Raw genomic sequence first — 18787 nt, forward strand, 5'->3', positions numbered from 1 at the left:
AAAGTGGGTGGTAGACAAAGTGGGTGGTAGACTGCCAACATGTGGGTAAAGGACTGCCAGCGTTAAAGTACCTGTCGCGATACCTTTATCGCGGCGTGTTACCCGATAAAAATATCGTCAGTAATATCGACGGACAAATTAGTTTTGAGTATCAAAATAGCCAAACCAACACCACTGAAATACGTACATTACCTACTGTCGAATTTCTATGGTTGGTACTGCAACATGTACTGCCGAAAGGCTTACGGCGAGTCAGAGATTTTGGATTACTCAGAGGAGGTTCAGCCAGGCTGCGGCAACGAATACGCTTGATGCTAGCCGTTGCTGGCACCGTGTTTGCGCCGCTCGAAAACACCACTAAAACTCAAGCCATACGACCTTGCCCTTGTTGCCGACAACCGATGATATTTATGGGGGTGCATAGGAATAAGCATGCACGACTGACAAGCTTTCTTAGGCAAAAACCAACCACACCTAACGCCACTGTTTAAGCGGAAGGATTAAAAATTAACACTTAAGATGCGGAACAAGAAAAGTATCAGGAGGTGCTAAGGCATTGATATTTTAGGTAAAGAAATTAGCTGACGATGCTAAGGGATCTATGCGGCTAGTAAAAAATGTAACTGCTCTGCACACATCGAAAAAGCGTAAGCTCTTACGCCGATATTTACACTATAAAGGTATCACTCGGGCTTGTTCAACACTTGGGATAAGGACGCGGCTACGCGCGGCCTATCCTTATCTGTTATGTGGTTTTAATCTGCATGCATTATTTCTTTTCTATGCACTACACCACGATCATCGGTTGCAATTATAAAGTGGCCTTTCTTTGCTGGCCATTTAAACTCTAAACTTTTGATTACCCTAAGCTCTACATTTTGCCTTAAGAGATGCTCCTCTAATGAATCAGCCCAAAGTTCAATAGATCGATCAATACGAGCACTATTTAATTGTGCAGGCTCAAAACTTCTAGTTAGCCAATTAACGGAAATATCATAGCCTTTTTTATGAATGTTTCTTAATTCATAAATTACAAAGTCATCATTTACGTAGTTTTCATAACTCGCAAAGCTATGCCCAAAATTATGAATCGCTGACTTTATATTTTTATACTTCATAGTTCGATAAACACATAACAGCTTATTGATTAGCAGCAGGATAACCTCCTGCTTTCTTGTATGTCTCTTCGTCAAAATATCACTTGCAAGTGTTTGTTGTAAATATGTTATTTAACAAAAAATACAGGTTAAATATGACAATTTAGCAGATAAAAAAGATGCATAGGTGTTTACGAGGTCTGCATAGCACTTTTATATATATTACAAACTATTGATAATAATGAGTTAATGTCTAAAAGTTAGTATTATCGATGCGCCAATCAAACGATTTATGCATCTTTTTCATAGTAATTATCTTAACTTGAACTATAACTGTATATAAATAAGGGCTATCCACTTAGCACAACCAACCACTATATATTGTGGTTATCTATTTTTAATTGATTGGTATGTTATCGGCTTAGAATGCACTGCTTGTTCAAGCAACCTGTAGAATAATAATCCCCGAGAATCTGACTTTCTTCTGTTGAAGCGAAATGTAAACTCATCTAAATAATAATCAAGTTGCTTAGCCTTCACCGCGCCTTGATATGTGCCTAAAAGCCACCTTTTACATAATGATGAGACTCGATGTACCCCTGCCATTGTTTCATGCGCAGGTACAGATGAGCCTAAATGCACTATTCGATTATGCCTATATCCTTTCTTGTCTATTTGTTTGTATGCTTGAGAACCATCACTACAAATTGTGCTGCCAGGTTCTATTACATCTTGAATGAATTGATGGATATGTTCTTTAGTTGCACTTTCAACTTGCCTTAAGCGTAACCGACCAAATCCAGTGGGTGATAGCAACTCAACCGCAACCAAAACTACAGCTTTACGCTTACCCTGTTGATTTTTAATAGATGATTGTGGAATGACACCACCTATCAATGTTTCATCAACCTCCACGACTCCTGACAATTTATCTCTTTCAGGATCAACCATGGCATATCTTAATTTGTGCATTAATGACCAAGCGGTTTGATAACTCCCAAAACCTAATAGTCTTTGAATTCCAAGAGCACTGACACCATTTTTTTGATTTGTAATAAACCAGACTGCGGCAAACCAACTTTTTATTGGGGTTCTTGTTTTGTCAAAAAGTGTGCTTGATGTTACTGAACACTGAGAACGGCAAGCATGACATTTAAACTTGCCATTACTTAACTGATAAGGTGATTGATGGCTTGAACAGCTTGGGCAAATGAATCCGTTTGGCCAACGAAGTGTGTAAAGGTAGCTAATACAAGATTGTTCATCATGAAACCAATCAACAAATTCGTCCCAATTTTTAGGGTAATCGACGCCAGTTTTTAATAAATACGAGGAAGTTTTCATCACTACATATTGACACTGGTGGCGCTAAATGGATAGCCCTTATATAAATACAGTGCATTGGTAAGGTAACGGTTATGGGGCAATTAACATTTTTGGAGGCTATACGGACAGAGATCAGGGTACGCCATTACAGCTATCAAACAGAAAAATCCTACCTCTATTGGAACCGCTATTTCATTCGACATTGCAATATTCGTCATGGCGCTGATATAACCCACACTTTGATTGAACAATTTCTCAGCTTTTTAGCAGTGGAGTGCGAAGTGTCGGCGAGCACCCAGAAACAGGCCCTATGTGCCATTGTATTTGCTTGTCGCCATGTGTTAAAAATTGAGCCCGATGAGTTACAATTTCCCTATGCAAAAGCCCCTAAACGAATACCGCAGGTATTGTCTAACGAAGAAGCAAAACTGATCATCAACAATTTGTCAGGCTACCACTATTTAATTGGTGCCATCCTATTTGGCTCAGGGCTAAGRTTAAAGGAAGCCTTAAAACTTAGGGTTAAAGATATTGATCTAACCACTAAATCTATCTTTGTGTACCGAGGTAAAGGGCAAAAAGATCGAGTTTGTATGCTACCTAACGGATTGATTGATTCTCTAAAATCACAAATGAAACAGGTAAAAAAACTCCACGAGACGGATTTGTCAGATGGCTTTGGACTTGCTTCATTGCCCATATCTCTCATCAGAAAATATCGCAGTAACGCCTCTAAGTTTCATTGGCAATATATCTTTCCTGCTAGCCGCCGTTGTATGCACCCAAGTGACAACTACGTATGCAGACACCATATTCATCCAACGGCTTTTTCACGTGCATTAAGGCAAGCTACCACTAACAGTGGTATAGATAAGCGCGTTACCGCCCATACTTTCCGCCATTCATTTGCAACATCTTTATTACTCAAAGGGCATGACATTCGTACCATCCAAGAGTTATTGGGACACAGTGATGTCAAAACAACCGAGATATATACCCATGTGATTGGTGGCCATCATACTGGGGTCATAAGCCCTCTTGATAGTCTTTAAGGCATACTACAAGACAAGTTACTAGGGCCTTATCTTTTGCTTTCCGCATTAGTAAATATAAGGCAAGCACAGAAAAAAAAAGTTCGAATGAGTAATTGCTCTAAATGATAAAGGGGCAATAGGAATAAATCCGTAAATCAAATTACACATATTTACCTGTCTTGCGTGTAATTATGCATGAGTTAGATAATTGCGTGTAATTAGAGGTAACAATGAGGGAAAAGACGGGATAGGTATAACTTTTAGGTTGAGCATAACCCACCTTTCAGATTAGGTTTTCTATAGACAAAGCTTTACTCGTCCTACTTACCTTTTGAATAACGAAACTCACTTTGGGGCATAAATGTGTTACGACCACTAACTTTATACTTCATTTATATTGGCTCAGTTACAGCAGGCCATGACTTCAATCTAATCCATTGCCTGCCGCAGGCTTTTGTGCAGATGCATCCAAGACACGCCGTGAACACATCCCTGTGGGCTCTGCGAAAACGTCCCTGTTTTCGAAGGTCTTGAACGCATCTACACTGGGATTATAATCTCTTCGATTTAGCTTTATATATTGTGATAAGTAAAAGCTAAAAAGCTATTTGCTTCCGACTCAATATGGATTGAGGTCATCGAGAAAAGACCGTGAGCTTGGCATGGATGCCAAGCTAGCTTTCGTTAGGCCATGGAAGGCCTATCGGAAGCGTTAGGGCTTTTCGACAATGACTGAAGCCGTCTACAAACGAAGTCAGAAGCTGGATCAATCCCCATCGAAAATTATGCGTTTTTCAGCATTTTTCGTCGGGGTGCTGAGGGATTGTTAAGGGGGACAAGCAGTTTCCCCCTTGACTCTGGTGTGGGCGAAGCGCCACGACGTTAATCCAAACGAAGTTTGGAAATACTTAAAGAAAGCTTGCAATTTATAACTAGTATGAGTGAAGCACCCCGATTTTGACTTGTTCAAAATGGCAATCTAGATTTGGGGGCATAAACGAGTTACGACCACTAACTTTATACTTCATTTAAATTGGCTGAGTTGCAGCAGGCCATGACTTCAAACTAACCAATTTCCTGCCGCAGGTGCTGTATAGGATATACGAATGTCGCGATCACATGGTCAATGGTGTTCCCGACATCATTATGACATTTCCCATATCCCTATGGGTCAGATGTGAAAGAGCCACCTTATGTGCAGATGCATCCAAGACACGCCGTGAACACATCCCTGTGGGCTCTGCGAAAACGTCCCTGTTTTCGAAGGTCTTGAACGCATCTACACTGGGATTATAATCTCTTCGATTTAGCTTTATATATTGTGATAAGTAAAAGCTAAAAAGCTGAAAATCTATTTGCTTCCTACTCAATATGGATTGAGGTCATCGAGAAAAGGCCGTGAGCTTGGCATGGATGCCAAGCTAGCTTTCGTTAGGCCATGGAAGGCCTATCGGAAGCGTTAGGGCTTTTCGACAATGACTGAAGTTAGCAACAAACGAAGTCAGAAGCTGGAGCAATCCCCATCGAAAAATCATGCGTTTTTCAGCATTTTTCGTCGGGGTGCTGAGGGATTGTTAAGGGGGACAAGCAGTGTCCCCCTTGACTCTGGTGTGGGCGAAGCGCCACGACGTTAATCCAAACGAAGTTTGGCAATACTTAAATAAAGCTTGCGATTTATAACTAGTATGAGCGAAGCACCGCGACTTTGATTTGTTCAAAATGGCAATCTAGATTTGGTGCAGCTTAATTGTATTAGCTTACAGGATTGCATATTGCAGGCCTATTGCTCAGCAGGCATTAGCTGCTTACGCTAATCATTGACTGATTATTAATTAATACAAAAAATTCATCCTCAGGCTACAGCATTAATTTTTGCAACTAACGGGCTACCTTTGTGCCGCGAGGCTTGAGTGTTTTGTAACATTCAGTAAAAATTGCTTCTGCCAATACGTTAATTACGCAATTGGCTGTTATCATAGCCCTAACAACCGATTTTTTATTTTGGTGAATTATTTCACCTCAAAGAGCATTCAATGAAGTTAAAAATACTAGCAGGGATAGCACTATTTAGTAGCTTTTCAACTCAGGCAGCTTGGTGGGTAGAGCCTACAGATTTACCCCTTAGAGCAGATATACAATTACTTTCTGATACTGGGGTGATTATTCAGCCTATTACTACATTTCCATTAATGTGGTCTGGGATAAAAAAAGATTTAGATAACGCCGCTGACAGCCCTATGACGGTTCATCAAAAAGATGCTTACCATCGCATTATGCGCGCTTACAATAAAGACCACCAAGCAGTGACTTTAGGTGCAAGCTTAAATGGCGCCAACGAAAGTGCTCGCTTTATTGGTTACGGTAATGATTATCGCGACAAGGCTGAGGTGGAATTTAGCGCCGAAGTCACCCAAGACTGGTTTAGTGGTCGCTTAGCAGCGAGTTACCATTACGACTCAGCAGATGGCAATGAAACTCGCCTAGATAATAGCTTTGCAGCAGTCAAACTGGGTAACTGGATTGTCACTGGCGGCGCAGTACAAAAATATTGGGGCCCAAGTTGGGATTCTGGTTTAATCCAAACCACCAATGCCAGACCTATGCCAGGCATTACCTTTTCTCGTAATGACAGTAATGCCTTTGAAACCCCTTGGTTAAACTGGGTTGGCCCGTGGACCTTTACCACCAGCTTTAGCCAAATGGAAAGTGATCGCTATGTGCCTGACACCCAGCATTGGGGCGCTCGCGGTACCCTAAGACCCATTTCAAAATTAGAAATTGGCTTTTCTTGGACCATGCAATGGGGCGGTGAAGGCTACGGCAACAGCTTGTCTGATTGGTGGGATGGCTTATTTAATGGCGGGATGTCTGAAGGTGAGCTTGAAAACGGTCAAGAAAACATGCTCGCAGGTTACGATTTTAGATGGTCTGATACCGCTTGGGGCGTACCTTATGGTATTTACTACGAGCGCATCCATGAAGACTATCACAATGGCAAACATAAGCTGATTAACGCCTCTAATTTAGGCGGAGTAGATGTTTTCATCGCCTCACTTAACACCCGTTTTTTTGCTGAATACTCAGATACTGCAGCGGCCTGTGGTGAAGACTCTAACGTCTACAACTGCATGTATGAACACGGCTTTTATAAAAGTGGTTACCGTTACTATGGCCGCAGCTTAGGCAGCACCTATGATAATGATTCTCGCGTTATGGTGTTAGGGGGTATTACTCAACTACAGCATGGCCAAAGCTTATCGACTAAGTTTCGTTATGCCAAACTTAACTTTGATGGGGTAGATACTGGCAACCCAACGGGTGGTAATCCGGTATCTCCAGGCCGTTACGAACGTTTATTGCAACTTGATGCCAGTTATCACCGCCCATTTTACGATGGTAAGTTAAAGCTTGGCGGCACTGTTGGTTATAGTGAGTATCCAGAAATTGATACCAGTAGTGAGTGGGAAACTACCATTTACGCTGGCTGGGAACGTGACTTTTAATGGCTAATTGCTAATTGCTAATTGCTAAGCGAAAGTCTTTAACCGCGCAAAATCACCAAACAGCCCATCAAATGATGGGCTGTTTGCATTACGCCTAACTGTATCAATAGCTAAATTATCACGCTTACATACAGGCGGTTAATTCGCGATTTTTAATTACAGGCTCATTACTACAGGCCTTTATCTTCCCACTGCTGCTTTTTACGATAGATAGTCGAAGGGCTTACATCCAATAAACCCGCAGCTTTGGGAATATTACCGTCACATTGCTCAATGGCGGTTTCAATGGTCATTTTTTCGATTAACCACAATGGCTGTATATCATCATCAACGAGCTGAGTTTGCTGATTAGGGGCTGTTTCTGCGGCTTTTTGTATAGCCTGTTGAGGTGCATTTTCAAAGCCTGACTCGCGTGCTTGATGCGCCTTTGCCTCTACTGGTGCGGCTGAGGTATTTAAATCTGTCATCGGCAGTGACACCGCTGCGCTCATTTGCGCAGTCACTTGCGCAGGTAACATGGCTAAAGACACTTCTTCGGCTGTGTTAAGCACTACAATTTGCCTGATCACATTCTGCAGTTGACGCACGTTACCTGGCCATGGGTAATTGACAAAGCAACGCTCAACTTCGGTAGAGAAGCGTTTAAAAGATTTACCTTCTTCTTTGCTGTATTGCTTCAACAGCTTTTTAGCAATAGACATTACGTCTTTGCCCCTTTGTCTTAAAGGCGGCAGTTCGATAGGGATAACATGTAAGCGATAATATAAATCTTCCCGAAAGCGTCCTTCTTGTACTTCTTTCCATGGGTCTCGGTTGGTGGCACTAATAAAACGCACATCAACTTTTTCTTCTTTAGTGCCGCCTACACGCTGAAATACGCCGGTTTGAATAAAGCGTAGCAATTTACTTTGCAACTCTAAATCCATTTCACACAGTTCATCCAGAAATAAGGTGCCGCCATTTGCACGGGTAGCGGCGCCATCACGGTTATTTACCGCTCCGGTAAAGGCGCCTTTGGTATGGCCAAAAATTTCACTTTCAATTAAGTCTTTGGGAATTGAGGCGCAGTTTAAAGCAATAAAAGCTTCTTGTGCCCGTGTTCCCGCTTGATGGATCGCTTGGGCACAAACCTCTTTACCAGTGCCACTTTCGCCCATCACAAACACCGACGCTTTACTGTTGGCCACGCAGTCAATGGTGTTATACACGGTTTGCATGGCTAAGGAGTCACCAATAAAACCATGAAAGTTTGTTTTAGGCAGGCTATTTTCATAATTGGTCACCAGTGCTAATAAGTCTTTTTGCTTCAGTGCATTACGCACGGTAATCGCTAGCCTTTTACTATCAAAAGGCTTAACTAAGAAATCAAATGCACCGGCGCGCATGGCATCTACGGCTAAATCAATGGTGCCATAGGCGGTGATCATAATGACGGTGATCTGCGGGTAGTCTTGCTGCACTTTGGTCAAAATATCCATTCCCGACATATCCGGCAATTTAATATCTAACACTAATAGGTCTGGTTGTTTACGGGCCAGTTCTTTTAATGCATCTTCACCAAAATTAACCAGGGTGACTTCGGCGCCTTCGGCACAAAGGTATTCGCTGTACAATGCGCCTAATGACATACTATCTTCTACAAGAACGGCACTAAATCCCATGGGTAACTTCCTTATTTAATTATTTATGACCGATATCAAATCGTTGCTCAATTAACCTCAAGCTTTGCTCAGCAACCACAAATATCTGCTCAAATAATGTGGCTAAAGGTTCATCTTCGGTTCTGGCTGCGGCCTCAAGTAAAATGGCAACTTCAGATAACTTTTGCGCCCCAAAACTCCCAGCACTACTTTTAATGGTATGAACTTGATCTTCAATCTCTGCTCGGCTTCCGTTGGCAGTGATGGTTTTTAAAATATCGATACGCATCTTAGTTTCATTATGAAATACCTTCATCATTTTAACTAAGCTTGCTTCACCGACCGCTTTTAGTAACTCATCAAACACCTGCTGATCCAACAACACATCATCAGCGATAGTTTCAGTTATAGTTTCTGCGATAGTTTCATCTGTGGTTTCAGCTATTGAGCCATTTGTGGTGTCAGCTAATAGGGTTTCCTTTACCTCAGCTGTTGGCTTAATGTGAGTTTCTGTATCTGCTGCTATATCACCAATCTCGTCACTCACCTCATGAGTTATTTCCATCGCGCCATTAGCATTGCCCTTCACCTGAGTTAACCAGTAATTTATCCCAGAGATCAGATCCTGCTTTTTAACCGGCTTACCAATAAACCCAAGCATGCCGGCATCTTTACATGCTGCAACCTCTTCACTGAATACGTTGGCTGACATGGCTAGAATAATTTGATCAGGTTTACTAGCAAGAATTTTGCGGCACGCTTCAAGGCCATCCATTTCAGGCATACGAATATCCATCAAAATTAAATCAAACTCTTGCTTTAACCCTATCTCGACCGCTTCTACACCATTATTAGCATAGGTCATGACTGCGCCGCTATTGGTCAATATCGTACCGGCGACCATTTGGTTTACAGGGCTATCTTCGGCGAGTAATAATTTACAGCCATCAGGCAGGGTTAATTTACTTTCAACGATCTGCTTATCACTCTTTTCTACATTACTGACATTACTGATTAAGCTTAGCAATATCTCTCGGCTTAATGGCTTACTGACAGACTCGACTATGCCTAAGTCAGTACTGCGCGCCTGCACTTGTGTATTCACCCCAGATAACAAAGCCGTGATATAGCCCGTCTTAGTCAAATAGCGATTTGATAAGCCCTCAACGCTTTGATGTTCACTGTCTAAAATGCAGCTTTCATCGAGCATGATGACATCAAATTGGCCACTAATGCTTGCTTGACTATCAAGCTCGCTGAGCTGATGTGCAAAGCATGTTTCGACGCCATATTGGCGGTATTGCTTTTCAATTAACCCACAAACGGTCATATCGGGGTGAACCACTAACACCCGAGGAGCTGTTGGCAAACAAATATCAACCCTTGTTATTTCAGCAGGTTCATCGAGTATCACAGTTAATGTAAACTCACTTCCTTGGCCTAATTGGCTTTGAACGCTCAGGTTTCCCCCCATCATTTTGGCCAGTTCAGAACATATGGCTAAGCCTAAACCTGTACCTGCATAACTGGTGGTATGGGTGTCATGAACCTGAGAAAACTCTCTAAATAATTTCTGTTGTGATATTTCACTGATCCCAATGCCTTGATCTTTTACCTTGCAGCTCAATTGCACCTTGCCGTTATCGCGGTTGATAATCTCAACCTCAACAGCAATACACCCATCGGTTGAAAACTTAATCGCATTATCCACAAGGTTTTGCAAAACTTGCCTAATTCGCTGCGCGTCTCCAATTAAAATTTGCGGTACATCTCGGTCAATAACACTCCCTAGATGCACTCCTTTATCATGGGCTTTATGGGACAAAATCTGTAACACTTGCGCGACTAATTTATCAGGTTCAAACTCTTTGGCTTCCAGTTGCATTTGCCCTGCTTCAATCTTCGAGAAGTCCAAAATATCATTAATGGTACTTAACAAGACTGACCCGGCTTCTTTAGCCGCGCGTGCATACATCCGCTGGCCCTTTTCAAGTTGCGAGTCTAATAGCAAATCCACACTGCCAAGTACGGCATTCAGTGGGGAGCGAATCTCATGGCTCATCGTGGCTAAAAAGCGTGACTTAGCTTCACTGCCCGCTTCAGCTTGCTCTTTTGCTAATCTTAATTCTTCTTCTCTGGATTTTTGCTCTGAAATATTGCGTAAAAAAGCGGTAAAGAACATTTCGTCACCTAATTGAATGGGGATCACCCGTAATTCAACCGGAAACTCCTCGCCTGCTTTATTATGGGCTGGGACTTCGATGCGATTATTCAGCACAGGGCCTTCACCAGTACGGCGGTGGTGGTCCATGCCGTTTTTATGGGCACTATGAAACCCTGCAGGAATAATTAAATCTTCCAGCATTTCACCTAATGCCTCTTCGCGCTCATAACCAAACAGTTTGACCGCCGCCGCATTGAACTCAACCACCCTGCCGCTAACATCAATAGAGATTAACGCATCGTGGGTGGCTTCAATGGTTGCCACTAAAATAGATTGAGTTCTGGCCGCGGTTTGTTGCTCTTTTTTAAGTTCGGTTAAATCTTTGATAAAGCCTAAAAATAAGATCTCTCCATCAATTTGCATTTTTGAAATGGTTAACTCGATAGGAAATAAGCTGCCATCTTTATGCTGCGCTTTTAACTCACGGCTGTTACCAATAATTTTTGCATCGCCAGTTGCAAGATAATGCTGAATATAGCCATCATGCATAAAGCGATCTGCCATCGGCATTAAAATTGACACATTTTCATCAATAAGCTGTGCTTTTTCATAACCAAATAACTTACTGACGGCATTGTTCACTTCATTAATCACGCCATTAACATCAATAATGACAAAGCCATCTGCGGCAGAATCTAATATGGTATTTAAGCGAACATTGGCACCTTGTAAATCACTGCGCTTTTCATCCAAGTTTTTGAGCATGGCATTAAAAGCGTTGGTGGTATCGGTGATATCTTGGGTGCCGGGTTCAACCACTTGCACCCCTGATTCCCCTTCAAGCACCCGCTTTGAGGCATGCTGAATATTAAAAATATGCCTGATGAGTTTAAGGCCTTGATACCAAGATAAAAATGAAATCAAAATGATCACTAAAATCATTAATCCGCTGTATTTCAAAGCCACGGCTTCAACGCTATTATCAAATTCATCGGTATTAACAAGTACGCTTATTTGAATGCCAGTGCCATTATTGGCCTTAGCTACCACCTCAACCGTATGCTCTTTTGGGCTCACAGCTTTAATGATCTCAAACATACCTTGGGCATTACGCTGAGCTGAATACAATAATTTATCTGCTTTGAAGACTTCGATTGAGTCAATATGGCTAATGTGGTGGGCTTCTAAAGATTGTTTAAGCAGTAAGATGGACTCGCGGGCCTTATCAGGGTTAATACTATTAGCCACCAGCTGCGCCGCAAGTTGAGCCTGCTGCCTTGCTTCTTGCTGATTGGTCTCTTTGATGACAGCTAAACTATTAAAAATTAGCATCAGTAACAGTACGACTTGCATTAATCCAATGGCAATTATCGCTTTTAATCTAAATGACAAATTCCTTCTCCTGATGCATTTTGCAAACAGCGCTGTTTAACCCTGTCAAAAATCTATTCCAAAGCAAATGTTTACTACATTATTACTCACTATGAATTACCTGTTCGCATTTTGCAAAAAATTATTCCCAATCTGGAAATGCAAATAATAGACTTTACTAGAAAGTTATTTAACCATCTGATTTTATAACACAAAAAAATTGTGGAATAGCTTTTGCCTTAATAGGTTATTAGACAAACTTATTAGAGAATCGCCATGCAAAATGCTAATGCGTCAACGTCGACTATCTCCATCCTTTTAGTGGAAGACACATTCAGTGAACGCTATTACATTGCCAGTTTAATTCAAAGTTTTCAGCCGGAAAATGTGCAGTTTGAGATGGTGCAATGTGAAGATGGATTAACGGCGTTGGAGAAGTGTCGTACCCAGCAGTTTGACTTAATTGTCAGCGACTGGCGCATGCCTAGGATGAACGGTGTTGAGCTGTGTAAAAGGCTAAAAACCAAAACAGATCCCGGTTACTTCTTGCTTTTAACCGGTAATGATCAAACTCAAGATATGATTTATGCCATGGACTCAGGTGCTGATGATTACATCACTAAACCTTTTTTAGCCTCGGTATTAAAAGTCAAAATTCAAGCTGCTGTGAGGCTTATCCAAGCAAAAAAGTCGGTACTTGAAAGTAAGCAGCAGCTACAAAGTTTACTTTCTCAAAAACAGTCTGAACTGACCCAAGCTGCAACTTTACAGCAATCCTTACTGCCAAAAAATAATTTAGCCTTCAACAACTGGACTATCCGACATTATTTTGAACCCGCAGAGGAACTTGCAGGCGATATTTTGCAATGCTTTGAAATTGATGAACAGTGGATAGGCTTTTATGTCATTGATGTATCGGGTCATGGTGCCAGTGCCGCCATGCTCAGTTTCACCCTCGCCCAAGGCTTATCTCCCCAAAGGATGGACTGGCAGCAATCGCCAGAAAAGGTCATGAACGCCTTAAATAACCTCTTTGATGACCCTGGTAATTTGGGCCAGTTTGCCACTGTAATGATAGGAAAAATTAATATCAATACCCATGAGTTACAGCTGTGTAATGCAGGTCACCCCTTACCGTTAGTGATCTCCAAACTCGATGTTCAAACCATTGATGTGCCCACAGGAATGCCCATTGGTATTGATAAACACTGCCAATACCAAAGCGGTCAATACCAACTTTACCCGGGTGAGCAACTGCTGCTGTTTTCGGATGGCGTCTATGAAGTTAATCATCCAAAGTTTGGCATGTTTGGCTTAGAGCGCTTAAAGCAGCGCTGCTTATCAGCTAAAGCCATGCCGGCGGCGAATTTATTGAGTCACTTAAGTTACTTGCTCAATCTTTGGCAGCAGTCGCAGCCCCAAGATGATATGTCACTACTGCTATTTACCGCACCCGATTAAAACGTTATAGCAATCATGGTCATGATAACTGTATGCCAAATGTTGCTTATAGGAGTTAGATTTAGAGCAAAGATAAGCACTTAAATTAACAGCTTAGATTTTTGAATTAACCCAAACAGACTCACAACTGAAGGAGTTGATATGAATAACACTCAATTGAACATCAGCATCAATTCAATGACAGCAGATCAAGTTTATGACGAATTAGAACAGTTTTTGATCAGCAATAAAATTGAGCCATTACAACGCTTCAAGCTCATCAGTTGCGTACTGGAAGCCACTAATAATGTGCAACAGCACAGCGCTGATGACGCTGAAGATATTAAGTTGTTATTACAGAAAAACGATAACAAGTTGATTATTGATATTTTAGATAACTCAAGCTTTACCCCATTAATCGCCCCTAGCACTTGTCCTAACAAACACAAAGCCAACGGCCGCGGCCTATGGATAATGCATCAATGGATGGATCAGGTGCAGCAGCAGGCAACGGTATTAGGCACTCACTTGAGATTAAGTATGAACTTGGGCTAATGCTTTAGGCGGGATACAAACTTGATGGTCATAACAGGTTTATGCCTCAAACAAGTGCTGTTTAGTAATGTCATATAGTTGGTGTTTAATCGTAAAATCAAAAATCGTGGTATTTAGTTTTACTAGCTTAATACGCACCAGACTTAGAAAATTGATTTTTATAACTTATTTCCAAACTCCGTTTGGATTAACCTCGTGGCGCTTCGACCACACCAGAGTCAAGGGGGAAACTGCTTGTCCCCCTTAACAATCCCTCAGCATCCCGACGAAAAATGCTGAAAAGCGCATGATTTTCGATGGGGATTGATCCAGCTTTTAACTTCATCTGTATCCGTCTTCGGTCATTGTCGAAAAGCCCTAACGCTTCCGATGGTGAGTCTGAAGTAAATGGATTTACAAATGTCACGGTGGCATGGATGTTAAGGAGTGACCCTGCACCTCGAAAGCTATGCTCACATCCATGTGAGCATCACGCTATTTTCTTCAACGTCCTCAATTCAAATTGAGTCTTTTAGCCTTTTACTTTCTTAGATTTATAGATTGTCTAGCTTTTGATATTTGGCTTTTACTTGTTGCAATATATAAGGCTAAATCGAAGAGGTGAAAATTCCGGTGTAAGCGCGGCTGTGACCGTCCATGACATGGCGAAGTTTCACTGTGTGAAACGCTCTGAGCGAGAGGCATGGATGCCGAACTGGCCGTTTAACATGGATGTTATTTGTCATGGCCGAGCTTTCAGGGACCTTTTGATTTATATAAAGGATGCAGCGTGTCACAGTCGTGCTTGCACGATAGCCTGCGGCAGGCAATTGGTTAAATCGAAGTTATGGTCTACGGAGAAAGTGCCAATATTAATAAAGTATAAAGTTAGTTCTTGTAAGGGGTTTATTCCCCGTTGAGAGTTACGGCGATCTAGATAATTAATTTTAACCAACATCACTTTCCATGTTTTCTCAATCTCAATAAACAGCACATTATTATTCAATAAATGCCCTAAAAAACTTATAACTCCTTCTATTTTTTGACTGTATGTACGAACAGTTATAATTTAATTTTTAGAATTCACCCATTTTACTTCTCGTTATGTAATTCGAAAAATTCTCGGTTTATATATTGAGATAATACTAAGTTACTGATTTTAATATAAAGACTGTAATTCGTAAGATTACATAACGAGAGCAAATCATTCTCGGTTAACTAAACTCTCGGTTTCACATTGATTGAAGCGTAATTGATTCAAGGTAATTAAGCTGATAAGTTTTAAAATTATTAATAATTAAAGCACTTTGCGAGTGAAATATCGAAAAGTACCTATTTGTGTTTATCGGCATTCCCGCTAATACGCTGTTGAACTAAGCCGCTGCGCGGAGCCCCAAAGGCCGACATATGAACCACACTTACCTCAGTGGAACTCCCACTCTCTAGGAGGTAACTTATGTCGGTGCAAACACAATTATTCCACGATGAAATTTCCCTTAGACGCTATTCAGAGCGAACGCGTAACTCTTATCTTTATGCCATTAATCAACTTGAAAACTACCTTGAACAACAGGGTGAAGCGGCTATTGATAGCGTGAGCGACGGACAACTTACTGCCTATTTTCGCTATTTAAATCTTGATAAGCGTCTATCCCGCGCCACCATTAAACTACAATTAAATGGTATTCACTTTTACTTTGAACATATTTTAAAACGCCAATTTAGTATTAATGTGTGCTTACCTCGCCCCAGTCAAAAACTGCCGCAAGTGCTAACTCAGCAAGATATCGGGCAGTTATTGCAACATTGTCCCAATCAGAAATATCGTACCATGATAGCGCTGTGTTATGGCTGTGGATTACGTGTCAGTGAAGTGGTGCGGGTGAAAGTCAGTGACATTGATGGACAACGGCAATTACTTAAGGTGAGTCAAGGGAAAGGGGCTAAAGACCGTTTGGTTATCATTTCGCCGTCATTGCTCAATTTACTACGGCAGTACTGGCAACACTACCGCCCTCAAGACTGGTTATTTGGCGTTAAATACCACGATAACCTGTACCCAATACATCAATCGAGTCTGCGTAAAGTCCTTAAAAAATCGGCCGCGTTAGCGGGTATCGTTAAAGCCTGTAGCCCTCATAGTTTACGTCATGCTTATGCGACACATCAGCTACAAGCAGGGATGCCGCTTAATCAGTTACAGCAACAGTTAGGGCATCGCAGCATCAAAACTACTGAACGCTATCTGCACTGGTCACCCGAGCTGGGTCATCAAGGCTGTGATTTACTGGCAGGCCTAAGGTGATGCTATGGCGCATTATCACTTGAGTGACATCCTGCAAACACATTACGGTCACTATCAACAACATCACCGATTAAGTCATCAACAACGCTTAGTGTGTCAGCGTATACTAGCGTGCCGCACGGCAGCATTAGGGCAACAGCAATGGCAGTGTGATAAATGTCACTATCAGCAGAGTGTGTTTTGTTCATGCCGAGACAGGCATTGCCCACGTTGTCAGGGTAAGCAAACGCAAGTATGGATAGACAAGCAGCAACAGCAAGTGCTGCAATGTCGCTATTTTCACTTGGTGTTTACCTTGCCCCATCAACTCAACCACCTCACTAATAGTGATGAACAGGCCAAACAGCTTTACTGCGCATTGTTTGAAGCGGTATGGCAAACCTTAAGCCGATTTGGCATGAGCCGCAAACACTTGCAGGGGCAATTAGGCTGCACCGCGGTGTTACATACTTGGGGACAAACACTCACCCAGCACATTCACTTGCATTGTTTAATACCTGGCGGGGTGGTAACAGCGCAAGGACAATGGCGCGGGGTTAAATCTGACTATTTATTTCCTGTTAAGGCCGTATCAAAGGCCTTTAAAGCGAAGATGTTAGCCTCGCTGCGCCAGCGTGAACTGACGGTTGCCCAAGCAGATGAACTGATAAAAAAGGATTGGTGTGTTTACAGTAAAGCTTGTCTATATAAAGCAGAGACTGTGGTGGCCTATCTTGGGCGCTATACCCGCAAAGGCATGTTGCATGAGTCACGACTTAAGGCGGTGACCAAAGATAAAGTCAGTATCAGTTACACTGACTACCGCGATAATCAACGAAAAGTCATACAGTTAAAACCAGTAGAGCTCATCAGACGATATTTATTGCATGTCCTACCCAAAGGCGTGATGCGAATAAGACATTTGGGCTTTTTAGCCAACAGTTGTCGGCGTAAAAAACTCGCTAACATTCGTCAGCAACTGTGTGCTCAACCCGTAAAAAAGACAAAAGCGGCAGAGCCATTAGGATGTTGGTGTTGTCCACAGTGTGAAACGGGGCGACTGAAGTTTATGGGGCTGGTGCCACTGTTAAAGGTCGTGGAACGTGAAGCGCAGTTAAGGTTGTCAGGCTAATCACCAGAAATGGGGGGGAGACAATGAAATCCAAGGCGTGCTGAGTTGATGAAAATTAACTGAGGCAAGCTATCACGGCCTTAAACTGCAATATCAGCATAAAACAGGTAAGTAAAGCAGAGTAGAAAGATGGAATATCACAAAACCCACCTTAAAAGGTGTAATCAGAACAAACGATTAGCCGAGATGTTGTACAAAAAACAATTACCGTCAAAAAGCAAACTCCTATAGCATAAACCATACCGATAAATAGGGATGTGGCATCGGCCAAGTCCAACAAGCGATTTATGCCCTGCAAACAGCGCAATGCATAAATACTAAAACGTTATAAGCTTAAAAGAGGATTTAGGTTGAACAATTATTTTGAAAGCCCTTTTGTGGGTAAGTCACTGAAAGAACAGGTGACCAATCCTAATATTATTGTGGGTGAGCATAGTTACTATTCTGGCTATTATCATAATCATAGCTTTGATGATTGTGCTCGTTATTTATTGGCTGATAGAACGGATATTGATAAATTAATTATTGGTAGTTATTGCTCAATTGGTTCGGGTGCTGTTTTTATGATGGCAGGCAATCAAGGACATCAACATAATTGGGTCAGTACGTTTCCGTTTTTCTATCAAGAGAATGAAAATTTCTCGGACGCTAAAGATGGCTTTGAACGTTCAGGGGACACGGTAATTGGTAATGATGTTTGGATTGGCACTGAAGCAATGATTATGAGCGGTGTAAAAGTCGGTGATGGTGCAATTATCGCAAGTCGAGCTGTCGTAACTAAAGATGTCGCGCCTTATTCAATTGTTGGTTCAAATCCAGCTAAACATATTCGTTATCGTTTCACTGAAATTGAGATTGCTCAGTTGTTAGAAATGAAATGGTGGCAATGGAGCGATGACCAAATCAAGGGCGCAATGAGTTTAATGTGTTCGTCAGACATCAGTGGTCTTTATAGTTATTGGCAAAATCAGAATCGCTTATAATCGGGTAGCCGGAGGTATCTAACCTCCAGCCCCCACACCACCCTGCATGCGGCTCCGCACAGGGCGGTTCATTTAGAACGCCTAATTAAACTTTCTGGTTAGGATAGTGAACTGCGACCCATCCATCTCTTAGTGAATATAATCCTGCTTTCTTCAGATACTCATTACTCAGCGCTTGCTGGATCCCTGGTGTTTTTGAACTTCTCCATGGGCCTTTGCTTGTGATACCACAACCAACGGCCACTTGAATCTTGACGCCACGTTTAAGTAGGTTTTGCA

General features: G+C 41.9%; 11 protein-coding genes and 2 pseudogenes. 8 read left to right on the plus strand and 5 right to left on the minus strand.

Annotation, left to right across the window (positions count from 1 at the left end; translation table 11 throughout):
- Positions 1-17: 17 nt before the first annotated feature.
- Positions 18-491, plus strand: a pseudogene (locus BM739_RS19415) (transposase); the annotation flags it as partial.
- A gap of 264 nt (positions 492-755) precedes the next feature.
- Here the strand turns inward: BM739_RS19415 and BM739_RS19420 are convergent.
- Both BM739_RS19420 and BM739_RS19425 read right to left on the minus strand, forming a co-directional pair.
- On the minus strand, positions 756-1118 hold the full coding sequence (locus BM739_RS19420) for a hypothetical protein (protein WP_076543268.1): 363 nt from the start codon (positions 1116-1118) through the stop codon (positions 756-758).
- 366 nt (positions 1119-1484) lie between these two features.
- Positions 1485-2441: an IS1595 family transposase gene (locus BM739_RS19425; RefSeq protein WP_076543269.1), complete on the minus strand. Its 957-nt coding sequence runs from the start codon at positions 2439-2441 to the stop codon at positions 1485-1487.
- A gap of 74 nt (positions 2442-2515) precedes the next feature.
- Between BM739_RS19425 and BM739_RS19430 the strand changes: the two genes are divergently transcribed.
- Together BM739_RS19430 and BM739_RS19435 are read left to right on the plus strand one after the other, a co-directional pair.
- Entirely contained in the window at positions 2516-3475 is a 960-nt protein-coding gene (locus tag BM739_RS19430) for an integron integrase (protein WP_076543270.1), read from the plus strand.
- A 2015-nt stretch (positions 3476-5490) separates the two neighbouring features.
- A complete protein-coding gene (locus BM739_RS19435) occupies positions 5491-6960 on the plus strand; it encodes a capsule assembly Wzi family protein (RefSeq protein WP_076543271.1) in 1470 nt (489 codons plus the stop codon).
- Between the two features lie 170 nt (positions 6961-7130).
- Here the strand turns inward: BM739_RS19435 and BM739_RS19440 are convergent, their stop codons facing one another.
- Complete coding sequence (locus BM739_RS19440; protein WP_076543272.1) at positions 7131-8621, minus strand: sigma-54 dependent transcriptional regulator; 1491 nt, start codon at positions 8619-8621, stop codon at positions 7131-7133.
- A 19-nt stretch (positions 8622-8640) separates the two neighbouring features.
- Positions 8641-12156, minus strand: coding sequence for a PAS domain S-box protein (locus BM739_RS19445; RefSeq protein ID WP_076543273.1), 3516 nt, complete (start codon positions 12154-12156; stop codon positions 8641-8643).
- 255 nt (positions 12157-12411) lie between these two features.
- Here BM739_RS19445 and BM739_RS19450 point away from each other — a divergent pair, with 255 nt between their 5' ends.
- The 5 genes from BM739_RS19450 (at position 12412) to catB (ending at position 18508) form a co-directional block, all read left to right on the plus strand.
- On the plus strand, positions 12412-13596 hold the full coding sequence (locus BM739_RS19450; RefSeq protein ID WP_076543274.1) for a SpoIIE family protein phosphatase: 1185 nt from the start codon (positions 12412-12414) through the stop codon (positions 13594-13596).
- Between the two features lie 141 nt (positions 13597-13737).
- Positions 13738-14130: an ATP-binding protein gene (locus BM739_RS19455; RefSeq protein WP_076543275.1), complete on the plus strand. Its 393-nt coding sequence runs from the start codon at positions 13738-13740 to the stop codon at positions 14128-14130.
- 1435 nt (positions 14131-15565) lie between these two features.
- Complete coding sequence (locus BM739_RS19465; protein WP_076543277.1) at positions 15566-16414, plus strand: site-specific integrase; 849 nt, start codon at positions 15566-15568, stop codon at positions 16412-16414.
- 4 nt (positions 16415-16418) lie between these two features.
- Positions 16419-17525, plus strand: coding sequence for an IS91 family transposase (locus BM739_RS19470; protein WP_076543278.1), 1107 nt, complete (start codon positions 16419-16421; stop codon positions 17523-17525).
- Between the two features lie 350 nt (positions 17526-17875).
- Positions 17876-18508: a type B chloramphenicol O-acetyltransferase gene (gene catB, locus BM739_RS19475; RefSeq protein WP_076543279.1), complete on the plus strand. Its 633-nt coding sequence runs from the start codon at positions 17876-17878 to the stop codon at positions 18506-18508.
- 85 nt (positions 18509-18593) lie between these two features.
- On the opposite strand, the pseudogene BM739_RS20380 reads toward catB, so the two are convergent.
- A pseudogene (locus BM739_RS20380) lies at positions 18594-18787 on the minus strand (group II intron reverse transcriptase/maturase); the annotation flags it as partial.

This window comes from Shewanella sp. UCD-KL21, assembly GCF_001957135.1.
GTDB lineage: Bacteria > Pseudomonadota > Gammaproteobacteria > Enterobacterales > Shewanellaceae > Shewanella.